Source organism: Plantibacter sp. T3, from assembly GCF_902506515.1.
GTDB lineage: Bacteria > Actinomycetota > Actinomycetes > Actinomycetales > Microbacteriaceae > Plantibacter > Plantibacter auratus.
Genome location: NZ_LR733286.1, coordinates 114,209 through 130,310 on the forward strand (window position 1 = coordinate 114,209; position 16,102 = coordinate 130,310).

Sequence of the window (16,102 nt, forward strand, 5' to 3'; positions counted from 1 at the left end):
TGGAGCGGGGTCGGCGGTGCTTGGCAGTCATGCTGGCAGAAAATGCTACGGATAACAATCGCTGACTCGAAAGCGTTACAAATCGGCTGAAATGAGCCAATTAGAGGGTTGGCATCCATAACATGCATGGCTCATAGTGGAAGTCTGCACGCCGATCCGAGGAGACGACCGCACCATGACGAAGTTCGCCGACACCGTCGGTCCCGCCGTTCCGTTCGTGATCGACGACGCCGTGGGGCAGGCTCCGGCCGCACTGCACTGGCGGGACGGCCGGCTGCTCCGCGATGGGGCGCCGCACTCCGTGCGGTCCGGATCGCTGCACTACTTCCGCGTCGTGCCGGAGCAGTGGCGCGATCGGATGCTGCGCTTCGTCGACCTCGGGCTCAACTCGATCGACACCTACATCCCGTGGAACTTCCATCAGCCACGCGCGGACGCTGCACCGAGCTTCTCCGGTTGGCGTGACGTCGGCCGGTTCATGGAGACGGCCGCCGACCTGGGGCTCGACGTCCTGCTGCGACCCGGCCCGTACATCTGCGCGGAGTGGTCGAACGGGGGCCTCCCCGCTTGGCTCACCGCCCGCGACATCGCGCTCCGCAGCTCGGACCCCGGGTACCAGCGGCCGGTCGAGACGTGGTTCGAGGAGCTCATCCCCCGGCTCACGCCGTACCAGGCGATCCACGGCGGCCCGGTCGTCGCCGTGCAGGTGGAGAACGAGTACGGCAGCTACGGCGACGACGCACAGCACCCCGGGTGGCTCGCCGCGCTGCTGCGTCGCCTCGGCGTGCAGGAGCTGCTGTACACCGCGGACGGGCCCACCGACGTGATGATCGACGGCGGTTCCATCCCCGGGATCATGATGGCTGCGACCCTCGGCTCGAAGCCGGACGAGGCGCGCGCCCTCCTGCGGAGTCGGCGCCCGGACGAGCCGTTCTTCGTCGCCGAGTTCTGGAACGGGTGGTTCGACCACTGGGGGCAGCCGCACCACGTGCGGGACGCGCGGAACGCCGCAGCGGTGGCCCGCGACATCCTGGCCGACGGCGGGAGCATCAGCATCTACATGGCGCACGGCGGCACGAACTTCGGGCTCTGGTCCGGAGCCAACATCGTCGAGGGCGAACTGCGCCCGACCATCACGAGCTACGACTCCGACGCGCCGATCGCCGAGGACGGCCGGTTCACGGACAAGTTCTTCGCCCTGCGGGAGGTCCTCGGCGTCGGAGACGAGCCGCTGCGGTCCCCCGAGGTGCGGTTCTTGCCGGAGGGCAGCGTGCCCCTCCAGCGCGGCGTCGGGCTCCTGGACGCACTCGCCGAGCTCGGCGACCCCGTGAGTCCGCGGTCGTCGGCGCCGCGGTCGTTCGAGGACCTCGGCGTCGACGGCGGTCTCGTCGTCTACGAGGCGGACGTCCTGCTCCCCGATCGACCGGTCGACCTCGTGTTCGACGGCGTCGCAGACCGCGCCCTCGTCTTCCTCGACGGGGCGTTCCAGGCCACGATCACCGGCTCGGGCACGGTCACCGTGACCGGTTCCGGCCTAGTGTCGAAGCTGACCGTGGTCGTCGAGAACCTCGGCCGCGTGAACTACGGTCCGCAGCTGGGCGCAGAAAAGGGCCTGCTGGGGCCCGTCCTCGTCGAACGCCGGCTCGTGCACGGCTGGCGGGCGCGACCGGTGGCCCTCGACCAGCTGGACCCGCTCCATCTCCGAGCGGTCGTCGACCGGACCGGCGACCCGACGACCGCCGCGAGCGGTGGGGGCTGCCTGTCGAGCGCGACCTTCGTCGTCGACGAGCCGCTCGACACGCACCTCCGACTGCCCGGCTCCACGAAGGGCTTCGTCTGGGTCAACGGGGCGCTCCTCGGTCGCTACTGGAACATCGGCCCGCAGCAGACGCTCTACGTGCCGGGGCCCCTCCTGCGGGCGGGCACGAACCGTATCGTCGTCCTCGAGCTCCACGAGGCCGGGTCGACCGTCGAGTTCGTCGACCGCCCGGAACTCGGACCGACCGAGGAGTACGTCGAGGAGTTCTGAGCTGCGCTGCGCGGGCTAGGCGCGTGTCGTCGGTGCCGCGGTGCTCTCGCGCACGATCAGCTCGGGCAGCATGACCACCGTCTCCCGCTCCGCGGCCGGCTCCTCGATGAGCGTGAGCAGGTGCTCGACCGCCACTCGACCCATCTCGCTGAATGGTTGCCGGATGGTCGTCAGCGGCGGTGAGGCGTATCGCGCCAGCGCGATGTCGTCCATGCCGATCACCGAGACGTCGCCGGGTACGCTCCGACCGAGTTCGTCCAGGGCACGCAGGACGCCGAACGCCATCTCGTCACTCGAGACGAAGATCGCCGTCACGTCGGGCATGCGCCCGAGCAGCAGACCGTTGCGGTAGCCGGACTCCGGGCTCCAGTCCCCGTAGAGCACGGGCGGTTCGTCGATGCCACGGTCGCGCAACGCCGCCTGCCAGCCGGTCGTCCGACCTCCCGCGTCCTTCCAGGCCGTCGGCCCGCTCAGGTGCCAGACGGTCTCGTGTCCGAGGTCGAGCAGGTGCTCCGTCGCCATGCGACCCGCTGCCTCCTGGTCCACGCGCACGATCTCGTCGGCGAAGGACTCGAGGCCGTCGATCACCACGGTCGGCAGGTCGGCCGTGACCCGGAGCAGGGAGACCTCGTCCCAGATCGGGACGGCGATGACGAGGCCGTCGACACCCTGGTTACGGAGCCGATCGATGGCGTCGGTGATGGACGCGGCGGACAGCGACGTCGTGCCGGCGGCGCTCACGAAGTAGTCGTGCTGGTGCGTCGCCCGCTGGATGCCGAGCATCATGGAGGAGCGGGCGTAGTAGTCGGTCTCGTGGGTGAGGACCCCGATGGTGCGGCTGCGGCCGGTGACGAGCGCTCGAGCGAGGCCGGTGCGCCGGTAACCCGTCTGCTCGACGGCCGCCTCGACCTGGAGGCGGGTGACCTCGGTCACGTTGTCGAGGCCGCGGAGCACGCGGGAGACGGTCTGCGGGGAGACGCCGGCGATCGCGGCGACATCGGCCATCGTGGGCATCCGCGTCCGCTTCTCGCGACGCGATCGGCCCCCGCCGTTCGCCGTCGATGCGGGCGCGTCGAGCGCGGTCTGTCCCCCGGGTGACGTCATTCCCACATGTTAGTCAATGGCACGGATAACACCTGCACCTCCACGCCGGTGTGCGCCGCGGCCGGCGCGGTGCGCTGACGCGAGCGCGCTCGAATCGGCGTGACCGCGCCCCACAGCCGTGAGCGCGCCCCTCCGGAGACCCGCGCTGGCGTCACAGATCCGCGCTGACGTCAGCGCACCGCGCTGGCCGAGAGGAGACGACCCACGCGATGGCGTCAGATGAGCCCCTCGCGACCGCCCGACACCCAGTTCGGGTCGGCGGCCCGCGGACCGCTCACCTGGTCGGCGTAGGTGTCGATCTCGGCTCGGATCTCGTCCGTCAGCTCCACCTGGAACGCCTCGAGGTTCGCGTGCAGGTGCGCGACGCTCCGGGTGCCGGGGATCGAGACGACCCTCGCGCCGAGCTGTTGTCCTCGGTCGTGCACCCAGGCGAGCGCGAGCGCCTCCGCGGTCGTCCCGATGCGGTGAGCGAGGGTGCGGAAGCGGGCCGCCAGTTCGAGGTTCGCCGCGAGGTGCTCGGGCTGGAAGCGCGGGAAGTTCGCTCGCGTCCCCCCGAGCGGCACCGTCTCGGCCGTGAAGTCCTCGGTGAACAGCCCGCGCGACAGCGGCGAGAACGCGACGACCGTCACGCCGAGCTCCGCCGCCGTCGGGACGACGTAGGTCTCGATGTCGCGACTCACGATGCTCCACTCGGACTGGATCGCGGCGATCGGGTGCACGCCGTGCGCGCGGCGGAGTTCGTCGCCCGTCGCCTCGGACAGACCGATGCGGAGCACCTTGCCGGCGGTCACGAGTTCGGCGAGCGCCCCCACCGTCTCCTCGATCGGGATGTCGGGGTCGACGCGGTGCTGGTAGTAGAGGTCGAGGTGGTCGGTGCCGAGGCGGGTGAGCGTCCCGTCGATCTGCTCGTGGAGGTGGGCGCGGTCGCCACGGATCCCTCGTTTGCCGATGCCGCCGCCGGTGACGATGCCCACCTTGGACGCGAGGAAGACGTCGTCGCGGCGCCCGGTCAGGTACCGGCCGAGGAGTTCCTCGCTCCGACCATCGCCGTAGACGTTCGCGGTGTCGATGAGGTTCACCCCACTCGCCTGGGTGGCGTCGAGGATCGTGGTCACATCGGCGTCGGCGATCGCCCCATAGGTGCCGGCGATGGACATCGCGCCGTACCCGATGGCGCCGACCTGCGCGGCGGTGTCGCCGACCCCGATCGTGGTCGAGGGCAGCGCGGTCGTGGTCGGCTCCGTGGCCAGGGGTGCTTCGCTCATGGATTCACCGTACGGCGTCAGGACAGGTTGGACGTCCGGTTCGTCACGCGGTGCAACGTCAGACGCGCGAGCCGGCGCGGGCGGCGAGTGCCTGCAAGAGCGCGGCGGGTTCCTCGGGGTCGTCGATCGTGATCGCGAACTGCTTGCCCGAGGTGCTCGTGACGACGAGTCCGGGGCCGGAGCGCAGCACGACGGCCGAGCGGCCGGGCATGATCCGGTATCCCCAGCCGCCCCAGTCCATCGGGCGGATGTCGGTGGCCTCGACGACGTCGACCTGGTCGAGGGGGATGCGCTTCATCGGGATGCCGAAGAGCGAGACGACGCGGAGGCCGCGCCAGTCGACGCTCACGCGGAGCCGGATGAACGAGGCGCAGAGGAGGGTCGCGAGGGCGAGGATCGACAGACCGAACATCGCGACGCCCGACTCGCCACCCAGCAGGATCGGCGTGTAGGCGACGGCGCCGATCGCGACGAGGGCGAGGGCGAGCCAGAGGAACAGCAGGGCTGTGACGCTCCGACTCCAGGCACCGACCTCGGTCTCGCCGAGGTCCATCGGCGCCGGTCGTGCAGCTGCACCGGCGAGCAGCGGCTGAGCCGGCAGGAGCACGGCGGGGATCACGCCCCAGAGCGAGCACGCGGCGAGCGGGACGACCCACCAGCCGAGGACGGCACCGTCGACCGATCCCGCCTGCACAGTGAGCCAGGTGGGGATGATCCACACGGACGCGGCCGACCCAGCGGCGATGCCGATGAAGAGGATGATCATGCGCTTGGTGCGCATGTCCGGCTTCGGCAGGGCGAGCAGGATGATGGCTGCGATCGCGGCGACGGACGCGATGATCAGCGTCACGAGGAAGACGCCCGCGGCCGGCAGGGAGTCATCCGGTGCCCCGGTGCCCGACCAGTGCGAGGCGACGTCGACGGGGATCGCATCGCCCCAGACGAGCCGGGTGAGTGCGATCGCGATCGCGGGGACGGCCATGGCGAGGCCGGCGAGCAGGATCCGTCCGCGCGCAGGTGCTGCCGGTGGCGGTGTGGTGGTGGTGTCGTGCATGTGCTCCCCCTGAGCTGCTGAGGTGGTCTGATCGTCGGCGTCGTCGACCGACGGGGTCGTGCGGTTGGCGTCGGGGATCGTCAGGTGCGTTCGATCATCCGGCTGAGGTCCTTCGGGGTGATCCCGAACTTGCGTGCCTCGGTGACGAGCTGGGCGACGAGTTCGTTGACCCGGACGAGGCCCGGTGCTGCATCCTCGTTCACCCACGCGCCGCGGCCCTGTCGCATCCCGATGAGTCCGTCGTCGCGGAGCTCTCCGTAGGCGCGGAGGACCGTGTGCATGTTGATCTGCAGTGCTCGGGCGAGGTCGCGGGCAGGCGGGAGGCGCTCCCCCGGCGCCAGCGCGCCCGTCGCGATGCCGGAGCGCACCTGCACCGCGATCTGCTCGGCGAGCGAGACCGCGGAGGTGGGATCGACGCGGAACAACATGTTTGCAATGGTACTAGAACAATGCCGTCCGCGCCCGCGACATCTGTGGGGTTGAGGTCGGCGCGATGCGCTGACGCGAGTGTGCGCCACTCGGCACGGGCGCACCCCACAACCGCGAGCGCGCCCCTCCGGAGACCAGCGCTCACGCCGGAGGCCCGCGCTCACGTCAGCGCACCGCGCTGGCCCAACCCGCAGCAGAGGAAGGAGGAGCGGTCAGAGGGCGACGACGTGCACGGCGATGTCCGCGGCCGCCAGGCGCTCGAGCTCGTCGGGGTCGGCGGAGGAGTCGGTCACGAGGTCGTGGATCTGCCCCAACTCGGCCATGCGCGCGAGCGTGACCCGCCCGACCTTCGAACCGTCGGCGACCACGATGACCCGCTGCGCGTGTAGCACCATCGCCAGGTTCGTCCGCGCCTCACGCTCGTCGTGCGTCGTCGCACCGCCCTGCGCACTGATGCCGTCGGTCCCGAGGATCGCGGTGCCGACGTTGATCGCACTGAAGGTGTTCTCGGCGAGCGCCCCCACCGCCTCGAACGACGAGGAGCGCACCAGGCCTCCCGTCATGATCACCTGCAGGTTCGGCCGGGAGGCGATCTCGGTCGCCGTGGTGAGCGAGTTCGTCACGATCGTCAGTTCCGCCCGGTTGCTCAACTCCTTCGCGACCGCCGCCGTGGTGGTGCCACCACTCAGGGCGATCGCGTACGGTCCCGCGGGGATCATCTCCGCCGCGCGCAAGGCGATCCGACGCTTGGCCTCACGGAACTGCGTGTCGCGGAACCGCACGGGCACTTCGTCGCGCGACTCCACCGCCCGAGCGCCACCGTGCGTCCGGAGGACGAGGCCCAGGTCGTCGAGGTCGGCGAGGTCACGACGGATCGTCGGGGCCGAGACGTCGAGCCGGGCCGTGAGGTCGTCGATCGAGACGACGGCGTCCTCCGCCGCGAGGAGCGCGAGGATGGCGCGCATCCGCTGACTGCGTTTCCCGGACGGAGCGTGTCGCGAGAGCTCGGCTGCGGTCGGTCCTCCCACGGCGAACCCCTCCCTCGTCGCCGACGGCTCTGCTCAGCGAAAGTGATCATTTCAATCGATTTCCGATCAAGTTCTTGCTCGGTTCGATCACTGTAGTCGATGATCACTCCATGACACGAGTGACTTTCATCGGGGCGGGCAGCGTCGTCTTCACCCGCCAACTCATCGCCGACCTCCTCCGCTACCGCGACCTCGCCGGCCTCGAGATCGTCCTGCACGACATCGACCCCGAACGCCTCGCCGTGGCCGAGGGCACCGCCCGCCACGTCGACGAGCGCCTCGACGGCCGCGCGACGATCTCGGCGGAGTCCGACCGCCGTCGCGCCCTCGCCGGTGCGGACTTCGTGATCAACATGGTCCAGGTCGGCGGCATCCGCGCGACCGTCTCCGACCTCGAGATCCCGGCGGCCCGCGGCCTCCTGCAGACCATCGGCGACACCACCGGCGTCGGCGGCGTCTTCCGCGCCCTCCGCACCTTCCCGCTGCTCTCGGCGCTGACCGCCGACATGCGGGAGATCTGCCCGGACGCACACCTCCTGAACTACACCAACCCGATGGCGATGAACATCTGGTGGGCGTCGGTCGTCGCCCCCGACATCAGCACGATCGGTCTCTGCCACAGCGTGTTCTGGACGGTCAATGACCTCTGCGAGCTCGTCGGCGTGCCGATCGAGGGCACGAACTACCGCGCCGCCGGCGTCAACCACCAGTCGTGGCTGCTCGAGTGGACCCACGAGGGCCGCGACCTCTACCCGGCCCTGCGCGAGCGCATCCGCGAGGACCCGGAGCTCAGCCGCCGCGTGCGCGTCGAGATGTTCCGCCGCATCGGCTACTACCCCACCGAGACGAGCGAGCACTCCTCCGAGTACCTGTCGTGGTTCCTCCGCTCCCCCGAGCAGGTCGAGCGCTTCCGCCTCCAGCCGCTCGAGTATCTCGGCATCAGCGAGGAGAACGTCGCGGAGTTCGAGGCGACGAAGGCCGCCCTCGCCGCCGGGACCCCATTGACCCTTGAGGACGAGGCGAGCGAGTACGCGCCGCAGCTCATCCACTCGCTCGTGACCGACACCCCGCGACTCATCCACGGGAACGTCGTCAACCGCGGCCTCATCGACAACCTGCCGCAGGGTGCCGTCGTCGAGGTCCCCGTCCAGGTCGACGGGAACGGCATCGCCCCGCAGCCCATGGGCGCCCTGCCCGTGCAGTGCGCCGCACTCAACCGCCCGTACGTCTCCGTCGCGGAGCTCACGATCGAGGCGGCCCGCACCGGCAACCCGACACTCATCCGGCAGGCGGTCCTCATGGACCCGAACGCCTCGTCCACCCTCACGCCCGAGCAGATCTGGGAGCTGTGCAACGACCTCGTCGCCGCGCACGGCGAGCTGCTGCCGGAGCCGCTGCGGGAGATCATCCCCGCCGACCGCATCTGACCGACCCGAAGCACCGCCGACCCGCACCGTTCCCGAACGATCGACACAGGAGACGACCACCGATGTTCCCACCCCGTTCCACGATCCACGCTTCCACCTCCCCGCACGCCCGCCGCGCACGTCGCCTCATCACCGCGACCGCCGTCCTCGCCGTCGGAGCGCTCGCGCTCTCCGGGTGCGCCGGCGGATCCTCCGGTGCCACGACGCTCGACAAGGACGCGAAGGTGAAGCTCACCTTCTGGACCGGGCAGGCCGACGCCGCCCAACAGATCCTCACCGGTCTCGTCGACGACTTCGAGAAGCTGCACCCCAACGTGACCATCGACGTGTCCTCGGGCGCGCCGTCCACGGAGGACCTCCTGCAGAAGCTCTCCGCGAGCTTCGCGGGCGGCAACTACCCCGACGTCTCGTACGCCTTCGGATCCTGGGCGAGCCGACTCGAGGCGTCCGGCCGCACCCTCGACATCACCGACCAGGTGGCCGAGCCCGACGTCAAGTGGGACGAGTTCTCCGAGGCGGCCCGCAAGACGGTGCAGCCGACCGGTGAGAAGACGATCGGCTTCCCCGCCGTGGTCGACAACATCTCCCTCCTCTACAACACGACCGTGTTCGATGCGGCCGGCGTCGACTACCCCACGGCCGACTGGACCTGGGACGACTTCCGCGAGGCGTCGAAGCAGCTCACCGACCCGGCGACGAACACCTACGGCTACGCGTACTCGGTGTCGGGCAGCGAGGAGACGACCTGGCAGTTCTGGCCGCACCTCTGGCAGAACGGTGGATCGATCATCTCCGACGACGCCAAGACGGCCGAGTTCGCCTCGGATGCGGGCGTCGACGCACTGACCTTCCTCCGCGACATGGCGGTCGAGGACAAGAGCGTCTACCTCGACCAGACCGACACGAAGTTCGGCGACCTCTTCGCCAGCGACCGCATCGGCATGATCACCTCCGGTCCGTGGCAGCTGTCGACGCTGCAGACGAAGGGCACGAAGTACGGCGTCACCGTCCTCCCCGGCACCGACGGCGACCACCAGACCGTCTCCGGTCCCGACGTCTGGGCGCTCTTCGACCACAAGGACAAGAACCGCGAGTACTGGGCGTACGAGTTCACGAAGTGGCTCACCGACTCGGAGCAGGACCTCAAGTGGAACGTCGCCTACGGCAACCTCCCGCTGCGCTCGAGCGAGATCGACACCCCCGAGTTCCAGGCGCAGGTGGCTCAGCTGCCCGGCCTCGACGTGATGGCCGAGAACGGCGTCAACGCCAAGCAGGCCCGCCCGACGGTGCCCGGCTACGTCGGCCTCTCGGAGGCCATCGGCAAGGCGATCTCCTCGGTGCTGCAGGGCCAGGGCGATCCGAAGCAAGCGCTCGAGGACGCCGCGAAGACCGCCGACGACGCTCTGGCGGAGGACTGATGTCCACGGTCGCCGGACGCGACACACGTCCATCGACGGAGCCGAAGCCGGAGCGTGCCGAGCGCGCTCCGGCCCGGCCCCGCCGTTCCGGACGACGGTTCCGCGACAGCCTCACCGGCTGGGGCTTCGTCGCCCCGGCCATGCTCATCGTGCTGGGTCTGTCGATCTTCCCCGCGATCTGGGCGTTCTTCCTGTCGCTCCAGAAGTGGGACGGGTTCAGCGAGCCGGAGCAGGTCGGGCTGGAGAACTACGCCAGCATGATCGGCAACGACGAGCTGCAGGCGGCCGTCGTCCACACCGTCGTCTACACGCTCCTCTTCGTCCCCGCATCGCTCGGCCTCGGACTCTTCCTCGCCGTCGCGCTCAACCGCCGGATCCGCTTCATCGGCGTCTACCGCACGGCGATCTTCGTCCCCTTCGTCGCCTCCGCCGCCGCGACCGGCATCCTCACGACCTACCTCTTCAACCCGCAGTTCGGGCTCCTCAACACCGTGTTCCGGTTCCTCGGACTCCCGGCGCAGGGCTGGCTCGAAGACCAGGGGCAGGCGATGGTCGTCATCACGATCATGTCGCTCTGGGGGCAGGCAGCCTTCACGACCGTCATCTACCTGGCGGCCTTGCAGGACATCCCCGCCGAACTGCTCGAGGCCGCACGGATCGACGGTGCGAACGCCTGGCAGTCCTTCTGGCGCATCACCTTCCCGCAGCTCGGGCCGGTCACCGTGTTCGTCGCCATCTGGCAGTTCATCCAGGCGATCCAGCTGTTCGACCTCGTGTACACGACCACCAGAGGCGGCCCGCTCGGCGCCACCCAGACGATCGTGTTCTACCTCTGGGACGCGGCGTTCAAGCAGTTGCAGTTCGGGTACGGCTCCGCGGTCGCCTACGGGCTGTTTGTGGTGACACTCATCGCCACGATCGGTGTCGTCCTGTACTCCCGCCGTTCCAACGTGGAGGCATTCTGATGACCGTCCTGACCACCCCACCACGCGGCGACGCCGCCACCGGCAAGCCGTCCCTGACCGCTCCGCCCGCCGGACGACGCACGCGTCGGCGGTTCAGCCCCTGGCATCTCGTGCTCGCCCCGATCGCGATCATCTTCGCCATCCCGTTCGTGCAGATGTTCATCACCTCGGTGACGCCGGAGTCGGAGATCAACACCTATCCGCCCCGCATCCTCCCCTCGCACATCACCTTCGACGGGTTCGCGAAGCTCTTCTCCGAGTCGAACATCCTGCTCTGGCTCGGCAACACGGTCGTCGTGTCGACGGTAGCGGTCCTGTCCCACCTCGTGCTCTGCTCGCTCGCCGGCTACGGGTTCGCGCGTCTGAAGTTCCGGGGCAAGACGATGGGCTTCCTCATGATCGTCGCGACGATCATGATCCCGACGCAGCTGCTCATGATCCCGACCTACATCCTGTTCTCCCGGATCGGGCTCATCGACAGCCTCGGGGCGGCGATCGTGCCGTGGCTGGCGTCCGCGTTCGGCATCTTCCTCATGCGGCAGTTCTTCCTGTCACTCCCGGCGGAGCTCGAAGAGGCCGCGCTCATCGACGGCTGCACCCGACTGCAGGTGTTCTTCCGGGTGATCCTGCCGCTCGCGAAGCCGGCGCTGGCGACGCTCGCGATCTTCACGCTGCTGGGTTCGTGGAACGACCTCGTCTGGCCGCTCATCGCGATCAACAACGACCAGGCCTTCACCCTGCAGCTCGGCATCACGAACTTCCAGGGCGCGCGCCGCACCGACTGGGCGCTCCTCATGGCCGGCAACGTCGTCGCCACGCTCCCGCTGATCGTGTTCTTCCTCTTCGCCCAGAAGCAGTTCGTGGCGACCATGACCTTCTCAGGCCTCAAGGGGTAGGCACCAATCCCGGCGTGGCAGGATCACGTCCATCGCCGCGCGCGCGTCGAACGCTCAACCAACATCGATACCTCGCAACTCCCCCTCATCACCTCGACCCACCCCAGGAGCAACCCGTGTCCATCACCACCATCGTCGGTTCGGAAGCCACCGTCCGCGAGATCACCCAGCAGCCCGACGTCTGGCTCGAGGCGTCGACGGGGATCGCCGCCCGCCGCGAGGAGATCGACGCGTTCCTCGCACCGCTCCTGGCACGACCCGAGCTGCGCATCGTCCTGACCGGGGCGGGGACCTCGGCCTTCATCGGCGAGATCGCGGCACCGGCTCTGACCCGGACGCTCCGTCGCCGGATCGACGCGGTCGCGACCACCGAGATCGTCTCCAACCCGCAGGAGTCGTTCGCCGAGGACGTCCCGCTGCTCCTCGTGTCGTTCGCGCGCTCCGGCAACAGCCCGGAGAGCGTGGCCGCGACGGAACTCGCCGACCAGTCGCTCGCCGAGGTGCACCACCTGGTGATCACGTGCGACGAGACCGGCGAGCTGTACCGACGCCACCACGACCGCGCCTCGTCGCTCACCGTCCTCATGCCCCTGCGGTCGAACGACGAGGGCTTCGCGATGACGTCGAGCTTCAGCTCGATGCTGCTCTCGGTCCTCCTCATCCTCGGCGGCGCGGACGACTCCGCCGTACAGGCGCTCGCGGCCGGAGCGACGACGATCCTCGACCAGCGCGAGGTGGACATCCGCGCCCTGGCCAACGAGGGGTGCGAACGCGTCGTCTACATCGGCAGCGGCCCGCTCACCGGACTGGCACGCGAGTCGGCGCTCAAGCTGCTCGAGCTGACCGCCGGACGGATCGTCACCTACTACGACTCGGCGCTCGGATTCCGTCACGGACCGAAGGCGGTCGTCGACGACAGCACGCTCGTCGTCGTCTACCTGTCGTCCGATCCATACACGCGGCGGTACGACCTCGACATCGTCGCCGAACTGCGCGAGACGCTCTCGCCGGAGCGCGTGATCGCGATCTCCTCCGAGCCCGTCGCCGACGCGACGGTGTACGACTGGGTGCTGCCCGAGCTCGCCGGCCTCGACGACGCGCAGCTCGCGATCGGCTACGTGCTCATCGCCCAGCTGCTCGGCCTGTCGTACTCGCTCCAGCTCGGCGCGACCCCGGACAACCCGTTCCCGAGCGGCACGGTGAACCGCGTCGTGCAGGGCGTCCGGATCCACGAGTTCGACGGCGTCGACGACGCTCGGAGTGTCGCCGCTCAGCTGCAGGAGCAGTAGTCGTGGCGTGGTACCTCGGCGTCGACGGTGGCGGGTCGAAGACGGCCTTCGTGCTGCTCGACGACGCCGGACGGGTGCTCGCGGAAGCGAGGACGGCGAGCTGCTACTACTTCGACGAGGGGATCGAGCTGGTCGGTCGCATCCTCACCGAGGGTGTCTCGGAGGTGTGCCGGCAGGCGGGTGTCACGACCGCCGACATCGATCAGGCCTTCTTCGGTCTGCCCGGGTACGGCGAGGTGAGTTCCGACATCGCCCACCTCGATGCGCTACCGCGCGACGTGCTCGGTCATGACCGGTTCTCCTGCGACAACGACATGGTGTGCGGGTGGGCCGGATCGCTCGGCGCCGTCGACGGCATCAACGTCATCAGCGGAACCGGTTCCATGACGTACGGCGAGCGCCGCGGCCGCGGGCACCGGGTCGGCGGATGGAGCGAACTGTTCGGCGACGAAGGGTCGGCGTACTGGATCGCCGCCCGGGGCCTGAACGCCTTCACGCGGATGAGCGATGGTCGCCTGCCGCGCGGTCCGCTCGTCGACCTCGTGCGGGCGAGGGTCGGGATCACGAGCGACCTCGATGTGATCGACGTCGTCATGAACCGCTGGAAGGGTCAGCGTGGCCGGATCGCGGATCTCGCGAAGACGGTCGTCGCTGCTGCCGAGCAGGGTGACGAGGTCGCGGCGCGGATCCTGGCCGACGCGAGCGGGGAGCTGGCGGAGATCGTCGAGGCGACCCGCGTGGAGCTCGGTTTCAGCGGCGACGAGGTCGTTCCGGTGTCGTACTCGGGCGGGGTGTTCTCCGCTGAGCCGGTGCGGTCGGGTTTCGAGCAGGCCATCGCGGCGCTGCCCGCCCGGTACGAACTCCGGACCCCGCTCTTGGGTCCGGCGATCGGCGCCGCGCTGTACGCCGCGAAGCGCGCCGGGTCACCGCTCTCGCCCCAGGCGCTCGAAGTGCTGCGCTCCCGGTAGCCCGCTCCTCCGCCCGCCGTCGCCTTGGGCCGACGCGGTGCGCTGACGCGACCGCGGGTCTGACGCGTGAGCGCGGGTCTCCGGAGGGTCGCGCTCGCGCGCGCGGGGTGCGGTCACGCCGGTTGTGCAGCGGTCACGCCGGTTATGCAGCGGCCACGCCGGGTACACCACCCTCGCGTCAGCGCACCGCGCCGGCAGCTTCCCGGGGTGGGGCACTTGACCCTCACGCGGCGTGAGGCTTTAGCGTAGTCACCATGACGATCACGATCCTCGACACCGCCAGCGGCATGCGTTCCGTCCTCGATGCACCGGAAGTCGAACGACCAGCGCGACTCCGCGCCATGCTCGAGCCCGTCGCCGACATGTACCGGTACTTCCCGGGCGAGGTCGACCTGCTCGCCATGCATTCGATGGGCTCGGGGTTCCCGATCGATCGGAGCCGGGATCGGGTCGTCGACGCCCTCGACCGACTCGTCGCGGCGGACGCGTGGGGACGGATCTCACGAGCGCTCCACGCGGCGGTCGCCAGCCAGCTCGACGCGGTCCCGGCCCTTGTCGTCCCCGACATCACCGTCCTGCTCGTCCTCGGCGACCCCGACGACACCTACTTCATCGAGTCGATCCGCGGGTTCATCGGCAACGGCAGCGCGACCGGGTTCATCTCCCTCATCCTCTGGCCGACGGAGGAGAACCTCGCGCGCCTCGAGGCGGCCGCCGTCCACGAACTCAACCACAACCTGCGATACGCGCCAGGCGGGGTGGTGTGGGACCCGGCGACCGTCGTGGTCGGCGAGCAGGTGGTGTCGGAGGGGCTCGCGGATGCGTTCGCCCGGCAGATGTACGGGCCGTCCGGCTACACGCCGATCGGTGTCGCGCACCTCGACGACGACGCGGTGTTCGACCGGGTCGTCGAGGGTGTCGACGTCGGCGGGATGCAGCACTTCGTCTCGTGGGTACACGGTGACGAAGCCGCGCTGCGATACGGGGGCGAGCCGGTCGGTCTGCCGATGGGTGCCGGGTATGCAGCGGGCAACCGTCTCGTCGACGCGTATCTGGCGGCGACGGGGACGACCGCCGCCGAAGCCCTGCACGTTCCGAGCGCGACGATCATCGAGGTGGCACTCCGCGAGCTGGGCTGAGGCGGATCGCTCTCACTCCCAGACGGCGGTCTCGGGGTCCACGCCGTGGCTGCGCGCGTTCTCGTCGATGACGTGTGAGAGCCACGCGGCGAGGCCGGGTTCGATCCGGTCGTAGGTGTCGGCCATGCCGGGCTCCGTGAGGGCGAGGCGACCGATGATCACGTGCATGGACGGCGTGCAGTGGAAGTACTCGCTGAGGGCGGCGCGATGCCGTTCGGCGAGGGTGTCCGCCGTCGCGCTTCCGGCGGCGACACCGGCGCGCTCGGCCTCGGCGAGTTCGTCGACCAGGTCGCGCATGGGTCCGACCAGCACCCGCCAGTCGTCCGGCGTGCGGGTCGCAGACCGTTCGGCGTACTCGGCCCATTGCGCGGAGTCGCCCCAGCGGGCGCGAGCTGTCTCGGCCATCGTGGGGTTCCAGTCGTCGCCGAACACCGCTTCGCGCTCGTCCTCGGGGATGAGCACGCCGACCTCGTCGGCTTCGAGCAGGCGGTCGACGGACCGGGCGACGGCTTCGAGTCGTTTGATGGTGTCGTCGAGTTCATGCCGACGCTGCGTGAGCTCCGCCCGTCGTTCGGCGGCCGGCGCGGTGAGCAGGGTGGGGATGCGAGCGAGCGGGACCCCGAGGTCACGCAGGAGGACGACCCGGCGGAGGCGGGCGATGTCGACGGGCAGGTACGAGCGGTAGCCGCTGTTCGTCCTCCCCGAGGGTGTCGCGACGCCGATCTCGTCCCAGTGGTGCAGCGTCCGCACGCTGACCCCGATCTCGGCGGCCGCCCGACCGACGGTCACGCCACCCTCGGCCCTCCCGTGCTCGTCCATCCACCCAGCATCGCACCCCGGCCCGACCTGTGTCCTCTGCCTGCTGCCGGCGCGGTGCGCTGACGCGAGTGCTCCCGACCCGGCGTGGGCGCACCCCACACACGTGAGCGCACCCCTCCGGAGACCCGCGCCCACGCGCCAGACCCGCGGTCAGCCCCAGCGCACCGCGCTGACACCGGAACCGAACTCGCTAGGGCGGTGCGCTCACGTGAGTGCGCCGCACTCGGCGCGAGCGTGCGCCTCCCGGCGTGGGCGCACCCCACACGCGCGAG

Annotated in this window: 14 protein-coding genes; 8 read left to right on the plus strand and 6 right to left on the minus strand. The window is 69.8% G+C overall.

The features are described 5' to 3' along the window. Positions 1-175: 175 nt before the first annotated feature. Positions 176-2,029, plus strand: a complete 1,854-nt coding sequence (locus GV015_RS00590; RefSeq protein WP_159875841.1) for a glycoside hydrolase family 35 protein — start codon at positions 176-178, stop codon at positions 2,027-2,029. Positions 2,030-2,044: 15 nt separating this feature from the next. Here the strand turns inward: GV015_RS00590 and GV015_RS00595 are convergent, their stop codons facing one another. The 5 genes from GV015_RS00595 to GV015_RS00615 form a co-directional block, all read right to left on the minus strand. After that, entirely contained in the window at positions 2,045-3,133 is a 1,089-nt protein-coding gene (locus GV015_RS00595; protein WP_236555267.1) for a LacI family DNA-binding transcriptional regulator, read from the minus strand. 215 nt (positions 3,134-3,348) lie between these two features. Further along, positions 3,349-4,398 (minus strand): aldo/keto reductase, encoded by a 1,050-nt coding sequence (locus tag GV015_RS00600; protein WP_159875843.1) that lies wholly within the window; start codon positions 4,396-4,398, stop codon positions 3,349-3,351. A gap of 58 nt (positions 4,399-4,456) precedes the next feature. Then, positions 4,457-5,452, minus strand: coding sequence for a hypothetical protein (locus GV015_RS00605; protein ID WP_159875845.1), 996 nt, complete (start codon positions 5,450-5,452; stop codon positions 4,457-4,459). An 80-nt stretch (positions 5,453-5,532) separates the two neighbouring features. Then, positions 5,533-5,880, minus strand: coding sequence for a GntR family transcriptional regulator (locus tag GV015_RS00610; RefSeq protein ID WP_086474803.1), 348 nt, complete (start codon positions 5,878-5,880; stop codon positions 5,533-5,535). Positions 5,881-6,093: 213 nt separating this feature from the next. Further along, complete coding sequence (locus GV015_RS00615; protein ID WP_159875847.1) at positions 6,094-6,846, minus strand: DeoR/GlpR family DNA-binding transcription regulator; 753 nt, start codon at positions 6,844-6,846, stop codon at positions 6,094-6,096. Positions 6,847-7,019: 173 nt separating this feature from the next. Here GV015_RS00615 and GV015_RS00620 point away from each other — a divergent pair, with 173 nt between their 5' ends. The 7 genes from GV015_RS00620 to GV015_RS00650 all read left to right on the plus strand — a co-directional run bounded on the left by GV015_RS00620 (position 7,020) and on the right by GV015_RS00650 (position 15,011). Next, positions 7,020-8,336, plus strand: a complete 1,317-nt coding sequence (locus GV015_RS00620) for an alpha-glucosidase/alpha-galactosidase (RefSeq protein WP_159875849.1) — start codon at positions 7,020-7,022, stop codon at positions 8,334-8,336. Between the two features lie 62 nt (positions 8,337-8,398). Further along, complete coding sequence (locus GV015_RS00625) at positions 8,399-9,754, plus strand: ABC transporter substrate-binding protein (RefSeq protein WP_079706575.1); 1,356 nt, start codon at positions 8,399-8,401, stop codon at positions 9,752-9,754. Then, the gene (locus tag GV015_RS00630) at positions 9,754-10,719 is read left to right on the plus strand and encodes a carbohydrate ABC transporter permease (protein ID WP_124767461.1); all 966 of its coding nucleotides are present in this window, start codon (positions 9,754-9,756) and stop codon (positions 10,717-10,719) included. Before GV015_RS00625 ends, GV015_RS00630 begins: the two co-directional genes overlap by 1 nt. After that, positions 10,719-11,615, plus strand: coding sequence for a carbohydrate ABC transporter permease (locus GV015_RS00635; protein ID WP_159875851.1), 897 nt, complete (start codon positions 10,719-10,721; stop codon positions 11,613-11,615). The genes GV015_RS00630 and GV015_RS00635 overlap by 1 nt, the downstream gene beginning before the upstream one ends. 116 nt (positions 11,616-11,731) lie before the next feature. Beyond that, a complete protein-coding gene (locus tag GV015_RS00640) occupies positions 11,732-12,904 on the plus strand; it encodes an SIS domain-containing protein (protein ID WP_159875854.1) in 1,173 nt (390 codons plus the stop codon). Between the two features lie 2 nt (positions 12,905-12,906). Next, positions 12,907-13,872: an N-acetylglucosamine kinase gene (locus GV015_RS00645; protein WP_159875856.1), complete on the plus strand. Its 966-nt coding sequence runs from the start codon at positions 12,907-12,909 to the stop codon at positions 13,870-13,872. Positions 13,873-14,126: 254 nt separating this feature from the next. Continuing rightward, entirely contained in the window at positions 14,127-15,011 is an 885-nt protein-coding gene (locus GV015_RS00650; RefSeq protein ID WP_159875857.1) for a DUF2268 domain-containing protein, read from the plus strand. A gap of 12 nt (positions 15,012-15,023) precedes the next feature. Here the strand turns inward: GV015_RS00650 and GV015_RS00655 are convergent, their stop codons facing one another. Further along, on the minus strand, positions 15,024-15,830 hold the full coding sequence (locus GV015_RS00655) for a MerR family transcriptional regulator (protein WP_159875859.1): 807 nt from the start codon (positions 15,828-15,830) through the stop codon (positions 15,024-15,026). Between the last annotated feature and the right edge of the window lie 272 nt (positions 15,831-16,102).